This is a genomic window from Gordonia sp. PvP123 (assembly GCF_040547295.1).
Lineage (GTDB): Bacteria > Actinomycetota > Actinomycetes > Mycobacteriales > Mycobacteriaceae > Gordonia > Gordonia terrae.
On the sequence record NZ_JBEPPN010000002.1, the window covers coordinates 63168 to 83962 of the forward strand.

Here is a 20795-nt window from a genome sequence, read left to right on the forward strand (position 1 = left end):
CATGGCGACAGTCGAGATCCCGCAGCAACTGGCGGATTTCACGGTGCTCGAGAAGCTCGGCATGGGCGGCAACGGGACGTTCTACCTCGCCGTGCCGCCGGCCCGATTGGGTCTGAGCACCGACCGCGTGGTGGTGAAGGTCTTCGGGGGAGTCTGCAGCGACGACGCCTACCGCCGAGGCGTGCGCGAACTGCGGGCATTCGCGGCCGTCGTGTCGCCCTACCTCGCGGGCCTCTACGACGCGGTGCTGCAGGGCCAGTTCATGTACGCGATGGAGTACTTCCCGCTCGGCTCGCTGGGCAGTCCGGCCCGCGAGTTCAGCCGAGACGAGAAGCTGGCCGCCATCGCCGACGCGGCGCGCGGGGTCGACGCACTGCACGAAGCCGGGATCGCGCACGCCAACATCACGCCGTCGAGCATCATGGTCACCGACACCGGTGGCAAGATCTCCGATCTCGGCCTGGCCCGGGTCCTCGCCGCCGACGAACCCATCACGAGCTTCGCCCAGCCCGGCGCGGTGCAGTACATGGATCCGGCACTGCTGGCGGGTGACGTGCCCTCGCGTGCGACCGACATCTGGTCGCTCGGAGCCTGTCTGCACCGTGCCCTCACCGGCGACGGGGTGTACGGGGAGGTCCCGGACGCCCAACCCCTGCTGGCGATCCGGGCGGCGCTGTCGACCCCGCCGGCGCTCTCGGAGAATCTGGACCGCGACGAACGCACCCTGATCGCCAACTGCCTGGCGCTTGCCGGTTCGCGTCCGTCGACCGCCGCGGAGGTCGCTGGCCGGATCGACGCGCTCCGCGGGCGCTGACCCACGGCCGCGCACCGGCCGCCGGGCGGGCGACAGTCCGGGCGGTCAGCCCAGCGGCGCGGTTCGCCACCAGTCGTCCAGGATCTCGCGGCCGGTGTGCCCGGGCCACGTCGTCACCAGGGTGTACTCCGCGTGTGGTGAACCGCTGAAATTCGTGACGACCCAGCCGTCCTCCACACTGTCCCGGCTCGTCGAAGCCGGCCCGTCCCGCCAGCTGATCTCGTCCCCGGGAAAACCTTTCAGGTCGGCCGTGACAGCGGCACGTGCGGCTGGCGTCGGCGTGCGCCACACCACGAATCCGACGCTCGCGTCGTCAGTACACGAGATGGCGTCGACGCCGTCGCGGAAGACGGCCGCGCAGGCGGCATCGCGCCAGCCGGTCCCCTCGGGTGTGTCGGGGAGGAGTTGCGGGAAGGCCGCGGCGATCGGGGCGACGGTCGACGGCCACGGGGGCCGGGTGGTGCGCGCACCGAGGAGCATCAGCGATCCGACGACGACGGCGACGACCAGCGTCGCGACGAGAAATGGTGCGATCCATCGACGGCGTCGTGGCGACGCCGGCACCGGTGTCGTGGACGGCTGCCCCGTCGCCGCGACCGTCCGGTTCCGGTCGGTGCTGATCTCGGTCGGCCGGTCCGGATGACCTGCGGGCTGGAACACGTGTGGGACGTGGTCCGGGCGGGGCGCGTTCGCGACGATGACCTCGGTCGGAGGTTCGCCGCCGGTGTGCGTGAGATGTAGGGCGAGTTCGGCGGCGCGGACGAATTCCGCGCAGGTGCGGTATCGGTGATCGGAACCGGCGTCGAGTGCGCGCGCCAGCACGGCGTAGAAGGCCGGCGACACGGCTCCCGACACCCGATGCCGTGCGACCGAGTCTGTGCCGGTGAGCAATTCGACGAGTGTTCGACCCAGGGAAGCGACATCGTCTGCCGGATGCGGCATCTGGTCACCGTTCGCCGGTGCGGTGAGGCCGAACCCGGTGAGCGTGACGACCCCGGGGGTCGCCGCGGTGGAGGCGGTCAGGTCTGCGGACTCGGCGAGCAGGATGTCGGCGGGGGAGACGTTTCCGTGCACCAGTCCTCGGCGGTGTGCGGCGTCGAGCGCCTCGCCCACGATCGAGACGATGCGCACGGCGAGTTCGTCGCCGATGCCGTCGGGCCGGCGGCGGACGAGCAGTGCGGCGTCGGAAGCAGGCACGGGTGTGACCGCCACCCATGACCGCCCGCCGGCAGAACCATGACCGGCGACGCGTGCGATCGCGGGATGCCGCATCGTGGAAGCCTTTTCGAGCGCAACGGGGAACCAGCCGTGGAACCCGGGGTCGGCCGAGGTCCCCCGGTCGACGACGGTGAGCAGAACCCGCTCGGCAGGCGAACCCGGTGTCGGGGGCTCCCCGGCGCCGCCGTGGCGGACGGTCGCGAGGTAGTCCGTACCGTGCGGGCGCCCGCGGAGCAGGCGGTCGACGCGATGAGGCCCGACGAGAGTGCCGGGCAGGAGTGGCTCGTCGTGAGCCGGACCGACGGACACGGCGCCCCCTCACCTCAGGTGAGTCCTGACTTTACCGGTCGGACCATGTCCGCCCGGGGTGATCAGTCGTCGGTCGTCGCCGCGGAGATCATTCGAAGAGGAGCGGGGCGGAGTTGAACAGCATCACGATGAAGAAGAACAGCAGGAACCACGCACCGCCCTGCCACACCTGCCAGCGGCCGTTGCGCTTCCAGACCAGGTACGTGCGGTACAGCATCGCGCTCGCGCCCACGAGAACCACGACGGGGGAGGCCACGACGAGTACGGTCTGCAACGAATCCGACGACGCGTGCGCGAGGAACAGCAGGCCGAGTCCGAGGGCGACGGTGATCCCGACGTGGATCAGGATCGCGCGAAAGTCGTTGGTGCCGTTCTGCGGAAGCGGTGACGTCATGGTGTCCACCAGGTTACACGCCGGGCGAATCGTGCAGAAAGCCACCGCGATCAGGACTTCGTACTCATTGCCGCGGCCACGACGCCGGGGCAGGATGGAGGGCGGGGCCGAACCGGGCCGCGCGGGGCGACCCGAACGGCCCGCGGCCGAACCCGAGGACCCCACCCGGGTCTGTCGAGATCAGAGGAGATGAGCCACAACATGAATGCGATACTCGTCGGCGTGGACGGGTCGGACGCGGCCACGGGAGCAGTGCGATGGGCCGCCCGGGCCGCCGCGGCCGAAGGTCTCGATCTCAAAGTGGTCGGTGTGTACGACGCCAGCACGAGTGACTACGCCCCCGGCCTCATCATCCCGCAGGACGTCGTCGACGCCATCCGCCAGGACGCGTCCGACGCCGTCCACGCGGCCGCCGACGCCGCGAAGGAAGTGGCGCCCGGGGTGACGGTCGCCACCTCGATCGTCGACGGCGACGCGACCCGGGTCCTGCTCGAGCTGGGCAAGGACGCGGCGATGATCGTCGTCGGCACGCGCCGTCTCGGCAGCGTGAAGGGACTGTTCCTGGGTTCGGTGAGCACCAGTGTCGCCGCCCACGCGCACGGCCGGGTCGCGGTGGTGGCCGCCGAGGGCAGTGACGCCGGCCCCGTCGTCGTGGGTGTAGACGGTTCGCCGGTCAGTGACGCCGCGGTCGCCGAGGCCTTCCGACAGGCGTCGCTGCGGAACGTTCCACTTCGGGCGGTGCACACATGGACCCCCCTCGACGCGGACGCGCTGCATGGTTACGGCATCGGGGCCGACGAGGTGGCGCGGATGACGCAGGACGCGGTGGAGGTGCTGGCCGAGCGGCTGGCCGGATACGCGCAGGACTACCCGGACGTGACGATCGAACGCTCCGTGCTGCCCGAGGACCCGGCGAAGGCCCTGCTCGACGCGGCGGGCGCCGACGCGTCGCTCCTCGTGGTCGGGAGTCGTGGGCGGGGTGGCTTCCGCGGGCTGCTGCTCGGTTCGACGAGCCAGAAGGTGATGCACCACGCCGAGTGTCCGGTGATGGTGGTCCGCGCCTGACCGGACGAACGCGGCGCGTCGTTTCCGATCGCGGACCGGGGCCGACGCACCGGCGGCGCTTACCATCGACGCATGACGCTGAAGAAGCTGGAGCTCTCGGTCGGGGAGCTCGCCCAGCGGGCCGGTATCGCCCCGTCGGCGGTCCGCTTCTACGAGGACCAGGGCCTCATCTTCAGTCGGCGCACCTCGGGTAACCAGCGCCGCTATCACCGGGCGATGCTGCGGCGCGTGGCCTTCATCCGCGCGTCGCAGGTCGCCGGTATCCCGCTGTCGGTGATCGGTGAGGTGCTCGCCGAACTCGGCGACCATGAATCCCCGCCCAAGTCGATGTGGGAAGCGGCGTCGAAACGCTGGATGGACGACATCAATCACCGCATCGCGCTGCTCGAGAACATGCGGGACATGATCGGCTCGTGCGTGGGTTGCGGTTGCCTCTCGCTCGGGGAGTGTCACCTCCTCAACCCCGGCGACGAACTCAACAAACTCGGTCCGGGGCCGCGCCGACTCCTCACCGATCAGTAGCGAGCTCGACCACAGCGGGTTCGGCCACTTGCGATTCGGGGCGCACAACTGCCGGCGGTACTGTTGCCCCATGGCTCGACCGTCGCGCGTGGCGCTGGCTCTGGGAAGTGGAGGCGCCCGCGGTTACGCGCACATCGGGGTGATCGCCGAACTCGAGGCACGCGGATTCGAGATCGTCACCGTCGCCGGCTCGTCGATGGGTGCGCTCGTCGGCGGCCTCTACTGCGCGGGCAAACTCGACGACTACGTCGACTGGATCTCCGGCCTGTCGCAGCTCGACGTCGTCCGGTTGCTCGACGTCTCACTGACCAAGCCGGGTGTCATCGGCGCCGAGCGCATCCTTCTCCGCGTACGAGAGATCCTCGGCGACACCGTGATCGAAGATCTCCCCGTCCCGTTCACCGCCGTCGCCACCGACCTGAACGCCGGTCGTGCGGTCTGGTTCCAGCGCGGTGTCCTCGCCGACGCCCTGCGCGCGTCGATCGCGATCCCGGGGGTCATCAGCCCGCACGAGCACGGTGGCCGGCTGCTCGCCGACGGCGGCATCCTCGATCCACTGCCGGTGGCGCCCACCTCGACGGTGTCGAGTGACGTGACCATCGGCGTCATCATCGGCTCCGACGGCGGTCCGGAGGCGGGCGCCATCCGCGAGCCGAAGGCCAAGGGACTGCTGCGCCGCAACGTGGCGCCGATCCTCGACAACGAGTTCATCCGCGCGGTCCGGGACCGGCTCGGCCACGAGGTGCCCCCGACCGAGCGCGGCGAGCCGTCGGCGACAGGCGGGGCGGCGACAGGCGGGGCGGCGACAGGCGGGGCGGCGACAGACGGGGCGACGACGGGTGGGGCAGCGACCGCCACCGGCGGTGCCGACATGGTCGACGCGGCGGCCGGGCCGGACTCCGTCCCCACCACCGAGCAGGCCGGGTTCGGCGTCGACGAGCCGGCTCGGATGGGACGCGTGGAAGTGCTCAGCCGGTCCCTTGACATCATGCAGGAGGCCCTGACCCGCTATCAGGTCGCCGGTTATCCGCCCGACGTCCTGATCAGGGTGCCTCGGCGGACGGTTCGCACGCTCGACTTCCACAAGGCCTCCGAGATGATCGAACTCGGCCGGACCCTGACCGCGCGAGCCCTCGACGACCTGCCCGAGCTGCCATGAGGCAGATCCCCCGCGGCATCTGGGTCCTGCTGTCGGCGAACGTCGTCATCGCACTCGGATACGGCTTCATCGCGCCCGCGTTGCCGACCTTCGCCCGCACCTTCAACGTGTCGTTCACGGCCGCGACCGCGGTCGTGTCGGCGTTCGCCGTCATGCGGCTCATGTTCGCGCCCGCGACCGGCCGCCTGGTCACGGTCTTCGGCGAGCGGCGCATCTATCTGACCGGCCTGCTGATCGTCGCGGCGAGCACGCTGGCGTGCGCGTTCGCCCAGACCTACTGGCAGCTGCTCGTCTTCCGCGGCCTCGGCGGAATCGGCTCGACGATGTTCAGCATCTCCGCGATGGCGCTGCTGATCCGGATGGCGCCGAGCGACATTCGCGGGCGGGTGTCGGGCTTCTTCTCGGCCGGGTTCCTCATCGGCAGCATCACCGGGCCGCTCATCGGGGCGGCACTCGTCGGCTTCGGCCTCCGTGTCCCGTTCGTGGTGTACGCGGTTGCGCTGCTGGTCGCGTCGACGGTGGTGGCCACCCAGCTGCGGGAGGTCATCGCCCCCGATCAGGCCGACGGCCCGGCCGGCGCGCTGATCGGTTTCCGGACCGCCCTGCGCGACAGCGCCTATCGGGCGATCCTCGCCTCGAACTTCACCCAGGGCTGGGCGTCCATGGGCGTCCGGGTCGCGGTGGTGCCGTTGTTCATCACCGAGAGTCTCGGTGCCGGAGCGGGAATGGCCGGGATCGTGCTGGCGATCTACGCCGCGGGCAATGTGCTGGCGATCCTGGTCGCGGGCCGGTTGTCGGACCGGTTCGGGCGGCGGCCCATCATGCTGCCCGGTCTCGTCATCACCGTCGTCGCGACCATCGCGCTCGGCTTCTCGCCGAACGTCGGCGTCGCCCTGGCGTTGTCGGTGGTCGCCGGAGTGGGCTCGGGTCTCTTCGCACCCACCCATCAGGCGGCCCTCGCCGACGTCCTCGGCAACCGTCAGCAAGGCGGTTCGGCGTTGGCCGCCTACGGCATGTCGTCGGACCTCGGCGCCGTCACCGGACCCGTGATCGTGGGGTTCGTGGCCGATCGGGTCGGCTTCGGCCCGGCGTTCGTGCTGACCGGGGTGGTGGCGGCGGTTGCGCTGGTCCTGTGGATCTTCGCGCGGGAGACCGCGCCGGCGATCGTGGGCGACGGCCCCACGATGACGCCGACCGACACGAACCCCCGCGGTGCCGATGAGTGATGTGCGCGGGCGGACGACGAATTACGGTTGAGCGATGACCGGTGCAGGGCAGTCGGATCACCCGCCTCGGCGGACCGTCGGACGCGTGGGCCGATGACGTCCGGCAACGGTGGCCGCGCGCCGGGATACGACTACGCGCTCGGGGCCGATTCGGAGGTCGGCGTCCTGCGGGCGGTCATGTTGCACCGTCCCGGCGACGAACTGCGCCGACTCACCCCGCGGAACAGCGATCAGCTCCTTTTCGACGGGCTCCCGTGGGTCGGGCGCGCGCAGGAGGAGCACGATGCGTTCGCGGAGGTGCTGCGCGGCCGGGGAGTCGACGTGTACCTCCTCGGCGACCTGCTCGCCGAGACGATCGCGCACAGCGGTGCGGCCCGAATCCAGGGCATCGCGGCGGCCGTCAGCGCACGCCGGCTGGGAACGCACCTCGCGGAGGATCTCGCCGCCCACTTGCGGGGTCTGTCGCCGGCCGACCTCGCCTACGTGCTGATGGCCGGGATGACGTTCGACGAGCTGCCGATCACCCCGTCGGCAGAGCGGTCGTCACTGGTGCGGCGGATGCACCACGGGCCGGAGTTCGCGATCGAGCCCCTGCCCAATCTGCTGTTCACCCGCGACAGTTCGTTCTGGATCGGTGGACGGTTCGCGATCACCTCGCTCGCGCTGCCCGCACGGGCCCGGGAGACGTCGCTGACTGATCTCATCTACGCCCATCACCCGCGGTTCACCGGCGCCCGACGTGCCTACGAGTCGCAGGTGGCGCCGGTCGAGGGTGGCGACGTGCTGCTGCTCGCCGCCGGTGTGGTGGCCGTCGGGGTCGGTGAGCGCACCACGCCTGCCGGGGCAGAAGCGCTGGCGCGCAGCCTGTTCGACGACCATTTGGCGCACACGGTGCTCGCGGTGCCGATCGAACAGTCGCGGGCCTTCATGCACCTCGACACCGTCTGCACGATGGTCGACACCGACGCCGTGGTGATGTATCCCAACATCCGCGACACGATGTCCGCGTTCACCCTCGTCCACGACGCCGCGACCGATGCGGTCCGGATCACCGGTGAACGGCCCTTCCTCGACGCGGCCGCCGAGGCGATGGGGATCTCCAAGTTGCGTGTCATCGACACCGGCCTCGACCCGGTGACCGCCGAACGGGAGCAGTGGGACGACGGCAACAACACCCTCGCCCTCGCCCCCGGGGTGGTGGTGTCCTACAACCGGAACTCCGAGACCAATCGGCGACTCCGCGATTCCGGCATCGAGGTCATCGAGATCGAGGGTCGCGAGCTGGGCTCGGGCCGCGGCGGGCCGCGGTGCATGTCGTGTCCACTCGCACGTGATTCTCGGGAAGGGGGCGCGTCGTGACCTCGGATTCATCGACCCCCGACGCGGCGAGCGACGCCGCCCCGTCGGCGCTCGCCGCACTGCGGATCGACGCAGACTCCGATCGGCCGCCCTTCGAGCAGGTGCGGGTCGGCGTCATCGACCTCATCGAATCCGGGCAGTTGCTCACGGGCGAACGCCTCCCGACGGTGCGGGCGCTGGCGTCGCGGCTCGGCGTGGCCGCCAACACGGTCGCGCGCAGCTACCGGGAGCTCGAGGCGGCCGGGGTCATCGAGACCCGTGGGCGGCAGGGATCGTTCATCAAGGCCGGTCGCCACGATGCGCTCGACGCCGGCTTCGCAGCCGCCGCCGCATACGTCGAAATCGCCCGTGAGCTGGGCTTCGACGATTCCCTGATCGTTGAGATGCTCAACCGTGTGCTCGGGCGAACTTGAATAGATTCACCGAGATTGATTGGCTTGAACGATGACAAGTGAACAGGATGTGATCACCAGGCGTCCGAAGCAGACATTGGACCCGGTGGTCTTCACCGTGACCGCGGTTCTGGTCATCGCCTTCGTGATCTGGGGGATCGGCGACAAGGAGAGCCTCAACACCACCACGACCGAGGTGCTGAGTTGGATCACCAACAACCTCGGGTGGTTGTTCATCCTCTCGGCCACAGGCTTCGTGATCTTCGCGATCTTCCTGGCCGTGTCCAAATACGGCCGGATTCCGCTGGGCCGGACCGGGGAGAAGCCGCAGTTCCGCACCATCAGCTGGATCGCGATGATGTTCAGCGCCGGCATGGGCATCGGACTGATGTTCTTCGGCGCCTACGAGCCGCTCTACCACTTCGCCAGTCCGCCACCGGAAATCGGTCCCGACGACATCCGCGCGGCCATGGCGACGACGATGTTCCACTGGGGTTTCCACCCGTGGGCGATGTACGCGGTCGTCGGTCTGGCGCTGGCCTACAGCACGTACCGGCTGGGTCGGACGCAGCTGATGAGTGCGGTGTTCGAACGGCTCCTCGGTCCGCGGGTGTCCAACGGGCCGGGCGGCAAGGTCATCGACATCCTCGCGATCTTCGCCACCCTGTTCGGCACCGTGGCCTCCCTGGGACTCGGCGCGCTGCAGATCGGATCGGGTCTCGACACCCTCGGCTGGGTCAACGAGCCCACCAAGATGCTGCTCGTCGCGATCATCGCGCTCCTGACCGCGGCCTTCGTCGCGTCGGCGGTGTCGGGAATCGCGCGCGGTATCCAATGGTTGTCGAACATCAACATGGTGCTCGCCGTGGTGCTGGCGCTGTTCGTCTTCGTCGCCGGTCCGACCATCTTCATCCTGAATCTGCTGCCGACCACTCTCGGGGCCTACGCCACCGACCTGACCACCTTCGCGGCCCGCTCCGACGCCACGGTCACGACCGAGGCGGGTCATCAGTGGCTGGCGGACTGGACGATCTTCTACTGGGCGTGGTGGGTGTCCTGGACCCCGTTCGTCGGTCTGTTCCTCGCGAAGATCAGCCGCGGTCGCACCATCCGCGAGTTCGTGATCGGCGTCATGGTCGTCCCCACGACGGTGTCGCTGGTCTGGTTCTGCATCTTCGGCGGCACCGCGATCCATCAGGACATCGAGGGCACGCTGGCCTTCGATCCGGCGACCGCGGCCAGCGAGAGCACGCTGTTCGATGTTCTGGCCCACATGCCGTGGACCGGGGTGGCCTCGGCCCTGGTGATGATCCTGGTCGGCATCTTCTTCGTGTCCGGCGCCGACTCGGCCTCGCTCGTCATGGGCACTCTCTCGCAGCGGGGCGTCGAACATCCGTCGCGCTCGCTGACCGTGTTCTGGGGTGTGCTGACCGGCGTGGTCGCCGCGCTTCTCCTGGCGATCAGCGGCGACGACGCCCTCGACGGCATCAAGACGATGGCCATCATCGCCGCGCTGCCGTTCGTCGTGGTGATGATCGGCATGTGCCTGTCGCTCTATCTCGACCTCCGGCGTGACCCGCTGATCGTGTCCCGGCACGTCCTGACGGCCCAGGTCGACGAGCACGTCCGTGAGCAGGCGGTCGCCATCGCGACGGGCGAACTCCAGTCGATCGACGCCGACGCGGTACGGCACCTGGAGAAGATCGACCCGGACTTCGTCGAGCAGGCGAACGGTTCGGAGGCCGCCGGATCGACCAACGGGTCGTCGCCCGCCGCGCCGTCTGTCGGTGACGACGGCCGCACCGACGGGAACCGGGACGAGGGCCAGCGCGACACCGATCGCCTGCCCGGACCTGCGGTCTAGCAACCGATCTGCCCCCGATGGGGCGATGACACCCGGTGGGCCGCGCGATGGTGCGCGGCCCACCGGCGTCGGCGGGGCCGTGCCGGGGGTGGGAAGGGCCGAGGGCCGCCTACGGAGCGTCGATCTCCGCGATCGACGCGGCGAGAGCAGCGGTGAACGTCTCGGCAGCCGCCCGGTCGAGCCGGGACGTCGTGACCCGCAGGCCGTTTCGGGGGGTGGCGCTGTCGACGGCGAAGATCGTCCCGGGTTGTACCGCCCAGCCACGCCGGGCGAGCTCGGTGCTCACCTTCTCCGCGGGGACCTCGCGGGGCAGGTCGACCCAGGTGTTGATCCCGTCAGGTGGTCCGAGCGTCGACGCGACGCCCGCGGAGGTGAGTGCATCGATGAGAAATCCTGTGCGACGGGCATATTCGTCGCGAGCCGTGACGATGAGCTCGGTCGTCGCCGGATCGGTGAGAAGGTGCGCCGCGGTGGTCTGCAGCAGGTGGCTGACCCAGGGGCGGCCGGACCGGAGTCGCGCGTCGAGTGCGGCCGCTGTCGTCGGGTCGGCATCGACGAGGGCGACCCGCAGGTCCGGACCCAGGAACTTCGCGACGGACCTGACGACGGCCCAGTGCCGGCTGTTGTCCGGGATCACGCGCCGGTAGTCGTAGACCGACAGCAGCGAGAAGTGGTCGTCTTCGATGACCAGCACCTCGGGGTACCGCTCGAGGAGCGTACGGAGTTCTCCCGCACGGGTCTCGGAGAGGGCGATCCCGCCGGGGTTGTGGCCGCGGCAGGTGACGATGACGGCCCGAGCGCCCTCGTCCAGCGCCCGCGCCAGGTGATCGGGTCGCATGCCGGACCCGTCCAGTTCCACCGGTAGCGCGCGATATCCGTTGACGCGAATCGTGCCGACGCTGGCGAGAAAACACGGATTCTCCACGGCGACACCGTCACCCCGGACGAGGTGGGTGTTCAACAGCCGTTCCATCGCGTCGACGGCGCCGTGGGTCGCGACCAGTTCGCCTTCCTGCGGATGATCGCCGAACAGCACCGGCGCCGCGGCCCGGAGCGCCGGAGCCACCGCGGAAGTGCCGTACATCGTGGGCCGGTACGGTGACGCGGCGATCGCGGCGCGCAGGTCGGGGAGGAGATCGGGGTCCGGGTTGCCGCCGGCGAGGTCGACGGCATCTGCCGGGGCGGCGAGTTCGCTGCCGGGGTGGAGTCGGTCGGCGACCACCGTTCCGCCGCGGCCTCGGGTGTCCGCCGCGCCCAGTACGACGAGCTGCCGGTATGCCGTGGCCACGGTGTTGCGGTTGACGCCCAGCTCGGTTGCGAGTTCACGGATCGGCGGCAACGTGTCACCCGGTCGGAGTCGGCCGGAGACGATCGCGTCCCGAGCGCTCTGAACGATCGCGTTCACTGTCTGCCCGGAGATCACAACGGACACTGTAACCCCCGCTCCCCATTTTTGTCCTAGGACAAATGCTACCCTGGTCGTACACCACCGAGATCAGGAGTGTTCGCCCATGAATCACGAGTCCCCGCGCCCGGCCTGGTGGCGCTATGTCGCGTACTGGTACGGCGGCAGACTGCCTGTCTGGGTGCAGGATTGGGTGATCAACGACCTCGTCGGTCCCGGCGCCTCGGCGCGGATGGTCGCTCGGTGGTCGATACCGTGCATCATCCTCGTGCTGCCGATGCTGTTCGTCCCGGGGCCGTGGGGGGTGCGGATCACCATGACCATGCCGATCCTGCTGTCGTACCTGTTCTTCTCCATCGCGCTGAACCGTGTCTATCGCCGCTACCGGCTGGTCCAGCACGGACTCGATCCGGCACTGATCAACGCGCTCGACCGGGAGAAGAACGCCGACCTCTACGCCGAGTACCACCGGAAGTACCGCAACGAGGCCGCACCGCCGCCGTTCCCCGTCTCACGGTGAGGCCGCGTAGGCCTCACGGGATTCGGTTGTGCGCCAGGAGTGCTCAGCCCCAGCTGGGCAGCCAGATCTGCTGGCGCCAAAGGCCCGGTGATATCGGGGAACCCGTCAGGATGGGCCACAACCAGACGAAGTTCGCGACGACCAGGCCCACGTAGATCGCGACGACCAGGATCGCGAGCGCACGGCGCTCGGGCCGGGCGCGCGCCGTCGCCGCAGCCGAACGCAACAGATCACCGCAACACAGGGCGAGACCCATCACCAGAAACGGCGCGAGGACGGTCGCGTAGAAGAAGTACATCTGCCGGTCGAGCGCGAGGAACCACGGCAGGATGCCGGCGAGGTATCCGACGAGGACAGCCGCGTACCGCCAGTCGCGACGCACGATCCACGACCACAGTCCCCACAGGAGCATCGGCAACGACAGCCACCAGAGCGCGGGCGAGCCGATGAGCATCTGGGCGCGGACGCACTCACCCCCGCCGCACTGGTCGGGCCCGTTCTCGAGCGCGTACAGCATGGGACGCAGGCTCATCGGCCACGTCCACGGCTTGGACTCCCACGGGTGATGGTTGCCCGCGGAATTGGTCAGCCCCGAATGGAACTCGAGGATGCCGGACTCGTAGTACCACAACGATCGCCAGGCACCCGGCACCCACGCGAACGGGCCGTCGGTTCCGATCGTGTTGCCCACCTGGTAGCGGTAGACGGCGGTCTCGCTGGTGAACCAGGGGATGTAGGTCAAGAAGTAGATGACGACCGGCATCACCGCGAGACTCGCGCCGCTCGGGACGACGTCGCGCACCAGGGTGCCGACCCAGGGGCGCGGCACGTGATAGGCGCGGCGGGCGGCCACGTCGAAGCCGATCGCCAGTGCGGTGAAGAAGATGACGTAGTAGATCCCCGACCACTTGGTGCCGCAGTTCAACCCCAGCATCACACCGGCGGTGAACCGGTACCAGCGGAAGCCGAGTCGCGGTCCGAACGGGCTGTCGGCGATACGGCCCTCGAGGTACACGCGGTACATGCGTTCCCGGACCTGGTCGCGATCGGCGACGAGCGCGGCGAACGTGGCCACGATGAAGAGGGTCTGGAAGATGTCGAGCATGCCCATCCGGGATTGCACGAACAGCACGCCGTCGCAGATCGCGAAGATCCCCGCGATGGCGCCCACCAGCGTCGACCGGGTGAGCCGGCGCACCGCGCAGTAGATCAGCACGACGACCAGCACGCCCGAGACGGCCGGTGCGACACGCCAGCCGAGTGGACCGTAGCCGAAGATCGCCTCGGACGCCGCGAGCATCCATTTGCCGACCGGTGGGTGCACGACCAGGCCGTACGCCGGGTTGTCCTCGATCCAGTTGCCGCCGGACAGCACCTGCCAGCCCTGGGGGACGTAGTGCTTCTCGTCGAAGACCGGTGTGCCCTTGTCGGTGGGGTGGGTCAGGGCCCAGAACCGGGTGATGGTGGCCAGCAGTGCGATGACGACTCCGACGAGGAGTCCACGCCCGCGGTCGGGGGCACCGAACAGCGGTGCGGGCACGTCCGGGCCCAGGCGGGGTCGCGGAATCGGAGACCGTGGGTCGCCGCCGGACACCGGGGTGTCGTGCACGGCGGTGATGGTCACCCGATCGATCCTAGTGGTCCCTCGTAAGCTGGCTGTCGATGAACACCGCCCACCCCGGCATGTCCCACGCCGACGACGACGCCTCCGGGCCTCCGGACACCAGTGCTGTCGCCGACCCCGGTCGCGTGTCCCACGGTCTCGGCCGGCTGGTGCTGGCCGCCACGCCGATGGGACAGATCGACGACGCCTCGCCGCGTCTGCGTGCGGCCCTGCAGACCGCGGACATCGTCGCCGCCGAGGACACCCGGCGCGCCCGGTCGCTGGCCGCGGCGCTCGACGTCGAGATCGGCGGGCGGCTGGTCAGTTACTACGACCAGGTGGAGGCCGCGCGTACCCCGGGTCTCGTCAGCGCGATCGCCGAGGGGCAGACGGTACTGCTGATCACCGACGCCGGGATGCCGTCGGTCAGCGATCCCGGGTATCGCGTGGTGGTGGCATGCGCCGACGCGGGACTCCCGGTCACGGCACTGCCCGGGCCGTCGGCGGTGACGACGGCCCTCGCGGTGTCGGCGCTGCCCTCCGAGCGGTTCTGCTTCGAGGGTTTCGCTCCCCGCAAGCCCGGCGCGCGAGCCGCGTGGCTGCGCGAACTGGTCGCCCAGCCCCGGACCGCGGTGTTCTTCGAGTCGCCCCACCGACTCGCCGACACGCTGGTCGCCGCGGCCGAGATCCTCGGTCCGGACCGCCGCGCGGCGGTGTGCCGCGAGATGACCAAGACCTACGAAGAGGTCCGGCGCGGCCCGCTCGCCGAACTCGCCGAGTGGGCGGCTGACGGCGTCCGCGGCGAGATCACCGTGGTGATCGCCGGTGCCGTGGCCGCCGAACCCGACGTCGACGACCTCGCCGATCGGGCCGAAGAACTCGTGGCAGGCGGCATGCGGCTCAAGGACGCGTGCGCCGAGGTCACGCAGGGTTCCGGTGCCTCTCGGCGCGACGTCTACCAACAGGTACTCGAAAGACGTCGAGCTGATCCGGGCTGACGCGCAGTTCCACTCGCGGCGCCAGTCGATACGGCCGGCTCGAGACGAGCGCCCCGACCACCCGGCGCAGTCGGGACAGCTCGGCGCGCACGCTGACGGTGTGGCCGTCGTCGCCGAAGAGCAGCTGGCTCAATCGCTGTGAGGTGAGGCCCTGGTCACCGGCGTCGGCGAGGAGCAACAGGATCTGGGCATGCCTACGGGTCAGCACCGTGCGCCACGGCTCGCCGTCGCCGGTGACCGTGACGGTCGGCTCGCCGTCGAGGGAGAGCTCGGCCAGGACCGGGCCGGACGGGCCCGCCGGACGCACCAGCCACCCCTGCCCGAGGCGTTCGACCACACAGATCCCGAGCCCCGGCACGAACTGCCGCATGTCGTCCGTCGGGGCGGCGACGCGGACGGGCGGCGTGCAGCCGCGCCCTTCGGCGACCCATCCGTCGTCGTCGATGAGCAGCCCCGGCCCGTGCAGCCCGGCCAGCTGCGATTGTCCTGCGAATCGCAGGTCGGCGAGCTCGCGCTGGTGGGCGAGGGTGATCTCGTGTTCGCCGAGGGCGGCCAGCGCGGAGGTGAACGCCGATGCCGCCGGCTGCATCTCCATGGCCGGGCCCGCCAGGCCCGCGATGGCGATCATGTCGCCGGTGCGGTGGTCGTGCACCGGCACCGCGGTGCAGAACAGCCCGTGCAGCGAGCTGTAGTAGTGCTCGGCACCGAACAGCCGGGTCGGGCGCTGGAGGTGCACGGCGAGGCCGACCGCCGTGGTCGCCGTGGAGTTCTCGTCCCATCGGCTGCCCTCGACGAGTTCGAGCCGGTCGGCCTCCGGGAGAACGGACGCCGAGCCGCCGCGCCACAACAGCACGCCGTCCGCGTCGAACACGCCCAGCGTCATCGAGGCATCGTCCGCGGACTGGGCGAACAATCGCTGAAGTGGTTGTACCGCGTCTCTCAGGGGGTGCGTGGCGCGCCGGGTCTCGAGCTCGTCGTCCGAGATGTGGCCTGGGTTGTGCGTGTTGACGGTGGACCGGTGCCTGCCCGCCCGGACACGGCCCCACGATTCGACGACATCCCCCGGGACGTCGGCACGCGGGGTGCCGCCCGACATGAAGGCATCGTGGTCACGGCGCAGATCACGATCGAGCACCGCGAGATCGGTGGACGACCGGATGGGCACAGTCATGGCGGAATCGTACCCAACGAGGGGGTCGATCATGCCCAACCGCGCGACCCGACGATGCTGGCGGCCTTGTCGAGGCATTCCTGCCATTCCCGGGCCGGGTCGGAGTCGATGGTGATCCCGCCGCCGACACCGAGGGCGAGTGCCCCGTCGGGCGTGATCTCCACGGTCCGGATGGCGACGTTGAGGTCGAGTGCCCGCCCGGGGCCGGCCATGCCGATGGCCCCGCAGTACACGCCGCGCGCGTCGGACTCCCAGCCCTCGAGCAGTTCCATCGCCCGCAGCTTCGGGGTGCCGGTGACCGACGCCGGCGGAAACGTCGCCGCCAGGACGGCGTCGTTGCCCGTTCCCGGCGCCAGGATCGCCTCCACCCGCGACACCAGGTGCCAGACGCCGGGGGCGGGTACGACGGTCAGGAGTTCGGGGACCCGCACGCTGCCGGTCACCGCGATCCGGCCCAGATCGTTGCGGACCAGGTCGACGATCATGATGTTCTCGGCGATGTCCTTGGCAGAGGCGGCCAGCGCATCGGGGTCGGCGGAGGCGGGCAGGGTGCCCTTGATCGGCGACGACGAGATGATGTTGCCGGTCCGGCGCAGGTACGACTCCGGCGACAGGCTCGCCACCGCCCCCCAGTCACCTTGCAGGAAAGCGGCTTTCGCCGGCGCGGTGGCGCCGGCGAGTCCGGTGAAGAACTCGACGGGCCGGCCGCTCAGCGTGCCGGTGAAGCGGGTGCACACGCACGCCTGATAGACCTCTCCGGCGCGGATGGCGTCGAGGCACTGTGCGATGGCATCCAGATGTGAACTCCGTTCGGGCGCATGCCATTCCGCCGTCGATGCAGCGGCGGATCCGCGCCGCGTGACGGGGTCCGCCCGGTCTCCGGCGGCGCGCACGGCCGCCTCCGCCCAGTCGGGTACACCGGTGCCGGTGCGACTCCAGCGTCCGTCGCGGAGTACGAGCACGCCGTCGGTGTGTCCGCCGACGTTCGGTGGCAGCGACGCATCGTGCGGCCGCACGGGAAACCCGAGGTACCCGAACCAGAACCGGTCGGGGTCATCCGGGGGCAGGCAGCCGGGTGTCAGTTCGATCGACGGTGCGATGACGGCGTCGGCGTCGTACCAGTCACCGATCAGCGCGGCCGGCGGCGGCAGGCGACGCGCGGCGGTCTCGGCGTGCAGTGCGCGCAGCACATCGAGTGCCGGCGCCACCGCGTCCGGGCCGAGCGAGTCCGACCCCACCCCGTCCCACGCGACCATTCTCGATGTGCGGGTTCAGTTCTCGTACCGGGGGAACACCGGAGTCGGCTTCGGCAGCGCGGTACCGGGTTCCAACCGGGTGGCGGCTGCGGTGAACTGGCGGTCGTCGCCGACGACGAGGAGGTCCAGGATCTTGTTGGACGACTCCGGCATGACCGGCTGGCTCAGCAGCGCGACGATGCGCACCACCTCGGCGCAGACGTAGAGGACCGTGCCGGTGCGGTCGAGGTCGGTCTTGGCGAGCTTCCACGGTTCCTGTGCCGAGATGTACCGGTTGGTCTCGGCCAGCGTCGACCAGAGCGCCTCGAGCGCCAGGTGGATGGCCTGGTTGTCGATGTGGGCGCGCACGATGTCGAGCAGGGAATCCGCACGTGTCAGCAGCGCGGTGTCGGTGTCGGTGAACTCGCCCGGTGCCGGCAGGGTGCCGTCGAAGTACTTGCCGATCATCGACAGGGTGCGCTGCGCCAAGTTGCCGAATTCGTTGGCGAGGTCGGCGTTGATGCGGGACACGATCGCCTCCGCCGAGTACGAACCGTCCTGACCATAGGACACCTCGCGGAGGAAGAAGTAGCGCACCGGGTCGAGACCGAACTCGTCGATCAGGTTCTCCGGGTCGACGACGTTGCCGACCGACTTGCTCATCTTCTCGCCCTTGTTGAACAGGAAACCGTGCGCGAACACGCGCTTGGGCAACTCGACCCCGGCGCTCATCAGGAACGCGGGCCAGTAGACGCAGTGGAATCGGATGATGTCCTTGCCGATGATGTGCAGGTCGGCAGGCCAGAACCGCGCGAAGGTCTCCGGGTCGTCGGCGAAACCGACGCCGGTGAGGTAGTTGGTCAGGGCGTCGACCCACACGTACATGACGTGTTCGGGATGTCCGGGTACCGGGACGCCCCAGTCGAAGGTGGTGCGCGAGACCGACAGGTCGGTGAGGCCGCCCTTGACGAAACTGATGACCTCGTTGCGCCGGACGTCGGGACCGACGAACTCCGGCCGGGACTCGTAGAGCTCCAGCAGTTTGTCCTGATACGCCGAGAGGCGGAAGAAGTAGGTCTCTTCCTCGGTCCAGGTGAGGACATGCCCGGTGTCGGTGGCGACGCGGTCGCCGGACTCGTCGACCCGGGTGTCGGCCTCCGCGTAGAACGTCTCGTCCCGGACGTCGTACCAGCCCGAGTACTTGTCCAGGTAGATGTCGCCGCGGTCGCTCATCCGCTTCCACAGTTCTTCCGAGGCGCGCTTGTGGTCCTCGTCGGAGGTGCGGATGAAGCGCTCGAAGCTGGACCCGAGGCGTTCCTGCAGCGACTGGAAACGGTCGGAGTTCCGCTTCGCGAGTTCGGCGGTGGGGATGCCCTCCGCGGCGGCGGTCTGCTGCATCTTCTGCCCGTGGACGTCGGTGCCGGTGAGGAACCGGACGTCGAACCCGTCGAGCCGCTTGAACCGCGCGAGCGCATCGGCGGAGATGTACTCGTAGGCATGCCCGATGTGCGGAGCGCCGTTGGGGTAGGCGATCGCGGTGGTGATGTAGTACGGGCGTCCGTCGCCGTGGGATGCGCCGGACGGATCGGGGCTGGTCAGATCGGGTGCCATAGTGCCCAACAGACTACCGACCGGCCGGGACGGCACCCAATTGCGGTCCAGACGATTTCTGGTCGGCGCTGTGTTGATCCTGCGCGCGGCGCTGGGTCTGCGGAGGCCGCGGGAGCTGCGGAACGGTCACCACCAGCTCGCTGACCATCGTGCTGGTCCATGAACGGGCTCATGCGCCGACCCAGGTGCAGAACAATGCAGCGTCCGAGGTGGCGAGGGCCAGACCCGCGTGGTGGCGGCACACACGACCGAGACGGTGACGGCTGAGGCGACCGGGACGGCGGCGACTGCCGCGACCAAGACGGCGGCGACTGACGCGACCAAGACCGCGACGACTGATGCGTCAAGGAACGCGTCGAGTAACGCGGATTCGTTGCGGTCCATCTCCCGAAGATCCAGGAGATGGACCGCATCGACGCCCACGCCGTGCTCGGCTTTCACACTGTGGAGTTGTCAAGGAACGCCGCGACGGCCATGCCGTCAGGATCTGTGGTCGTGAGGTGTTGTCGTGTCGGCTGCTCGGTCCCGTCTGAGATGGCTTGTCCGGCAGCGCGTGCGGTGGCGCAGGACCTACACGAAGACGTCGTCGAGCCGCATCGTGCGTCGGTTGTAGGCGGGCCGCGTGCGGCGCTGTGGGTCGATGTCAGCAGGCGGGATCAGCCAGGGGTGGCGGTCATATCCCATCGTCACTTCCCAGCCGTGGTGATGTACCTGGGTGTGGCAGCGTTGGCAGAGCAGGCACCCGTTGTCGAGGTCGGTGGGGCCGCCGTCCACCCATGGCACGATGTGATGCACCTGCGTATGTGCAGCGGGCGCACCGCATTTGATGCAACACAGGTCACGGACCGTGATGGCCTTCCGTAAGTGGGACGGGAAGAGCCGCCTACTTGTCCCCATCTGTAAGGGCACGCCTTCCCCGTCCAGGACGATCTCGCTCACAAGGGCGTCGCACGCGAGTCGCTTGGCGGTGGTCTGCGACACCGGACCGACCCATGGCAGTCGCGCCGGATCTTTCGCATCGGCCGGGATCGTCACCAACAGCTGGGTTCGAGGCGAACCGCTGGTGTCGAGGGTCGCTCCGATCGCCGCCTGATCCATCAACAACTCGAAGCCGTCGGCCCACCGCTGGTCCCGCGTCCGTCGATCCTCGCTGCCGTCGGGTTCGGGTCGCGGGCAGGATCGTTCGTCGATCATGGACAGGAACTTCTCACCGACCACAGCGGTGAGGTCGGCCTTGATCTCCACACGGCCATCGTCGGTGATGCGCGAGTTCACCACGTTCAGCGAGGCGTCCTCGGCAACCGGGATGGCGTCGTCGGCGGTGTCGGCGTTGCGGTGGGCGATGGTGCGTGCGTGGTCGGCGATCTCGGTGGGGGTGGCACCCGAGAAGGCTTGAGCCAGTAGCTCGGACTCATACGCCGCCCGGTCCTCGTCGGAAAGTCCTGTGGGTGTTTGCTTCTCGATGACGGTCAGGCCGCGGACAACCGCGTCGACGCATTCGCTCGCCAGATGCCCGTCGGAGGCGCAGTCGCCGAGCTTCGGCAACGAGTCGATCCGCTCTCCGATCCGTATGCTGCGGTGAGCGACAGCCGGCGCGAAACCCATCTCGATCAGCACCCCGCGTGTGGTCGACCCCACCTTGTCTGCCGCGCCGGTCGCTTCGAACGATGCTGCGTGCACGGCGATCTGATGACCGACGACGTTGTGCAGCAACCGAAGTTCGTCCAGTTGGTCGAAGATCTCCCGGCCGGTCGGGTCGGTGGGTGGTTCGAGGGTGATCACGAAGTCTCGCATCTCGGCGATCGGGGTCATGCCACCAAGGTACTCGACAATCCGTTCGAAGACGAGCGATTTCCACAACTACTTCGAGTCAAAGATGTTCTACGACAGCGATTTTCACATCAGAACCATCAGTGAACAGGAGCACCTT

Annotated in this window: 18 protein-coding genes; 10 read left to right on the forward strand and 8 right to left on the reverse strand. The window is 69.2% G+C overall.

Annotation, left to right across the window (positions count from 1 at the left end):
- Window position 1 precedes the first annotated feature (1 nt).
- Window positions 2-814 (forward strand): protein kinase domain-containing protein, encoded by an 813-nt coding sequence (locus tag ABIC25_RS03155; protein WP_239403717.1) that lies wholly within the window; start codon window positions 2-4, stop codon window positions 812-814.
- Window positions 815-859: 45 nt separating this feature from the next.
- On the opposite strand, the gene ABIC25_RS03160 is transcribed toward ABIC25_RS03155, so the two are convergent.
- Complete coding sequence (locus tag ABIC25_RS03160) at window positions 860-2341, reverse strand: serine/threonine-protein kinase (RefSeq protein WP_354559912.1); 1482 nt, start codon at window positions 2339-2341, stop codon at window positions 860-862.
- Window positions 2342-2429: 88 nt separating this feature from the next.
- On the reverse strand, window positions 2430-2735 hold the full coding sequence (locus ABIC25_RS03165) for a hypothetical protein (protein WP_033203819.1): 306 nt from the start codon (window positions 2733-2735) through the stop codon (window positions 2430-2432).
- Window positions 2736-2936: 201 nt separating this feature from the next.
- Between ABIC25_RS03165 and ABIC25_RS03170 the strand changes: the two genes are divergently transcribed.
- From ABIC25_RS03170 to ABIC25_RS03200, 7 genes are all read left to right on the forward strand, one after another.
- Window positions 2937-3800 carry a universal stress protein gene (locus ABIC25_RS03170; RefSeq protein WP_033203817.1) on the forward strand — a complete coding sequence of 288 codons (864 nt, stop codon included), beginning with the start codon at window positions 2937-2939 and terminating at the stop codon, window positions 3798-3800.
- Window positions 3801-3872: 72 nt separating this feature from the next.
- Entirely contained in the window at window positions 3873-4322 is a 450-nt protein-coding gene (gene soxR / locus ABIC25_RS03175; protein WP_004019988.1) for a redox-sensitive transcriptional activator SoxR, read from the forward strand.
- A 70-nt stretch (window positions 4323-4392) separates the two neighbouring features.
- Window positions 4393-5481, forward strand: a complete 1089-nt coding sequence (locus ABIC25_RS03180) for a patatin-like phospholipase family protein (RefSeq protein ID WP_354559914.1) — start codon at window positions 4393-4395, stop codon at window positions 5479-5481.
- The gene (locus tag ABIC25_RS03185; RefSeq protein WP_004019986.1) at window positions 5478-6707 is read left to right on the forward strand and encodes an MFS transporter; all 1230 of its coding nucleotides are present in this window, start codon (window positions 5478-5480) and stop codon (window positions 6705-6707) included. Before ABIC25_RS03180 ends, ABIC25_RS03185 begins: the two co-directional genes overlap by 4 nt.
- Window positions 6708-6800: 93 nt before the next feature.
- Window positions 6801-8066: an arginine deiminase gene (locus ABIC25_RS03190; RefSeq protein ID WP_033203667.1), complete on the forward strand. Its 1266-nt coding sequence runs from the start codon at window positions 6801-6803 to the stop codon at window positions 8064-8066.
- Window positions 8063-8479 (forward strand): GntR family transcriptional regulator, encoded by a 417-nt coding sequence (locus ABIC25_RS03195; RefSeq protein ID WP_354559915.1) that lies wholly within the window; start codon window positions 8063-8065, stop codon window positions 8477-8479. Before ABIC25_RS03190 ends, ABIC25_RS03195 begins: the two co-directional genes overlap by 4 nt.
- Before the next feature lie 31 nt (window positions 8480-8510).
- Complete coding sequence (locus ABIC25_RS03200; protein WP_239403713.1) at window positions 8511-10322, forward strand: BCCT family transporter; 1812 nt, start codon at window positions 8511-8513, stop codon at window positions 10320-10322.
- A gap of 109 nt (window positions 10323-10431) precedes the next feature.
- Here ABIC25_RS03200 and ABIC25_RS03205 read toward each other — a convergent pair whose 3' ends face one another.
- The gene (locus tag ABIC25_RS03205; protein ID WP_354559917.1) at window positions 10432-11754 is read right to left on the reverse strand and encodes an aminotransferase class I/II-fold pyridoxal phosphate-dependent enzyme; all 1323 of its coding nucleotides are present in this window, start codon (window positions 11752-11754) and stop codon (window positions 10432-10434) included.
- Window positions 11755-11833: 79 nt separating this feature from the next.
- Here ABIC25_RS03205 and ABIC25_RS03210 point away from each other — a divergent pair, with 79 nt between their 5' ends.
- On the forward strand, window positions 11834-12247 hold the full coding sequence (locus ABIC25_RS03210) for a DUF5313 family protein (RefSeq protein ID WP_354559919.1): 414 nt from the start codon (window positions 11834-11836) through the stop codon (window positions 12245-12247).
- 43 nt (window positions 12248-12290) lie between these two features.
- Here ABIC25_RS03210 and ABIC25_RS03215 read toward each other — a convergent pair whose 3' ends face one another.
- Window positions 12291-13871 carry a dolichyl-phosphate-mannose--protein mannosyltransferase gene (locus tag ABIC25_RS03215; protein WP_354559921.1) on the reverse strand — a complete coding sequence of 527 codons (1581 nt, stop codon included), beginning with the start codon at window positions 13869-13871 and terminating at the stop codon, window positions 12291-12293.
- A 38-nt stretch (window positions 13872-13909) separates the two neighbouring features.
- Between ABIC25_RS03215 and rsmI the strand changes: the two genes are divergently transcribed.
- Window positions 13910-14848, forward strand: coding sequence for a 16S rRNA (cytidine(1402)-2'-O)-methyltransferase (rsmI, locus tag ABIC25_RS03220; protein ID WP_101821891.1), 939 nt, complete (start codon window positions 13910-13912; stop codon window positions 14846-14848).
- Here rsmI and ABIC25_RS03225 read toward each other — a convergent pair.
- The 4 genes from ABIC25_RS03225 to ABIC25_RS03240 form a co-directional block, all read right to left on the reverse strand.
- Window positions 14772-16019: a transcriptional regulator gene (locus ABIC25_RS03225; protein ID WP_354559922.1), complete on the reverse strand. Its 1248-nt coding sequence runs from the start codon at window positions 16017-16019 to the stop codon at window positions 14772-14774. The genes rsmI and ABIC25_RS03225 overlap by 77 nt on opposite strands.
- Window positions 16020-16048: 29 nt before the next feature.
- On the reverse strand, window positions 16049-17275 hold the full coding sequence (locus ABIC25_RS03230) for an aminodeoxychorismate synthase component I (protein ID WP_354559923.1): 1227 nt from the start codon (window positions 17273-17275) through the stop codon (window positions 16049-16051).
- 15 nt (window positions 17276-17290) lie between these two features.
- Complete coding sequence (metG, locus tag ABIC25_RS03235) at window positions 17291-18865, reverse strand: methionine--tRNA ligase (protein ID WP_248644978.1); 1575 nt, start codon at window positions 18863-18865, stop codon at window positions 17291-17293.
- Between the two features lie 570 nt (window positions 18866-19435).
- Window positions 19436-20677 (reverse strand): HNH endonuclease signature motif containing protein, encoded by a 1242-nt coding sequence (locus ABIC25_RS03240; protein ID WP_354559925.1) that lies wholly within the window; start codon window positions 20675-20677, stop codon window positions 19436-19438.
- Window positions 20678-20795 lie beyond the last annotated feature (118 nt).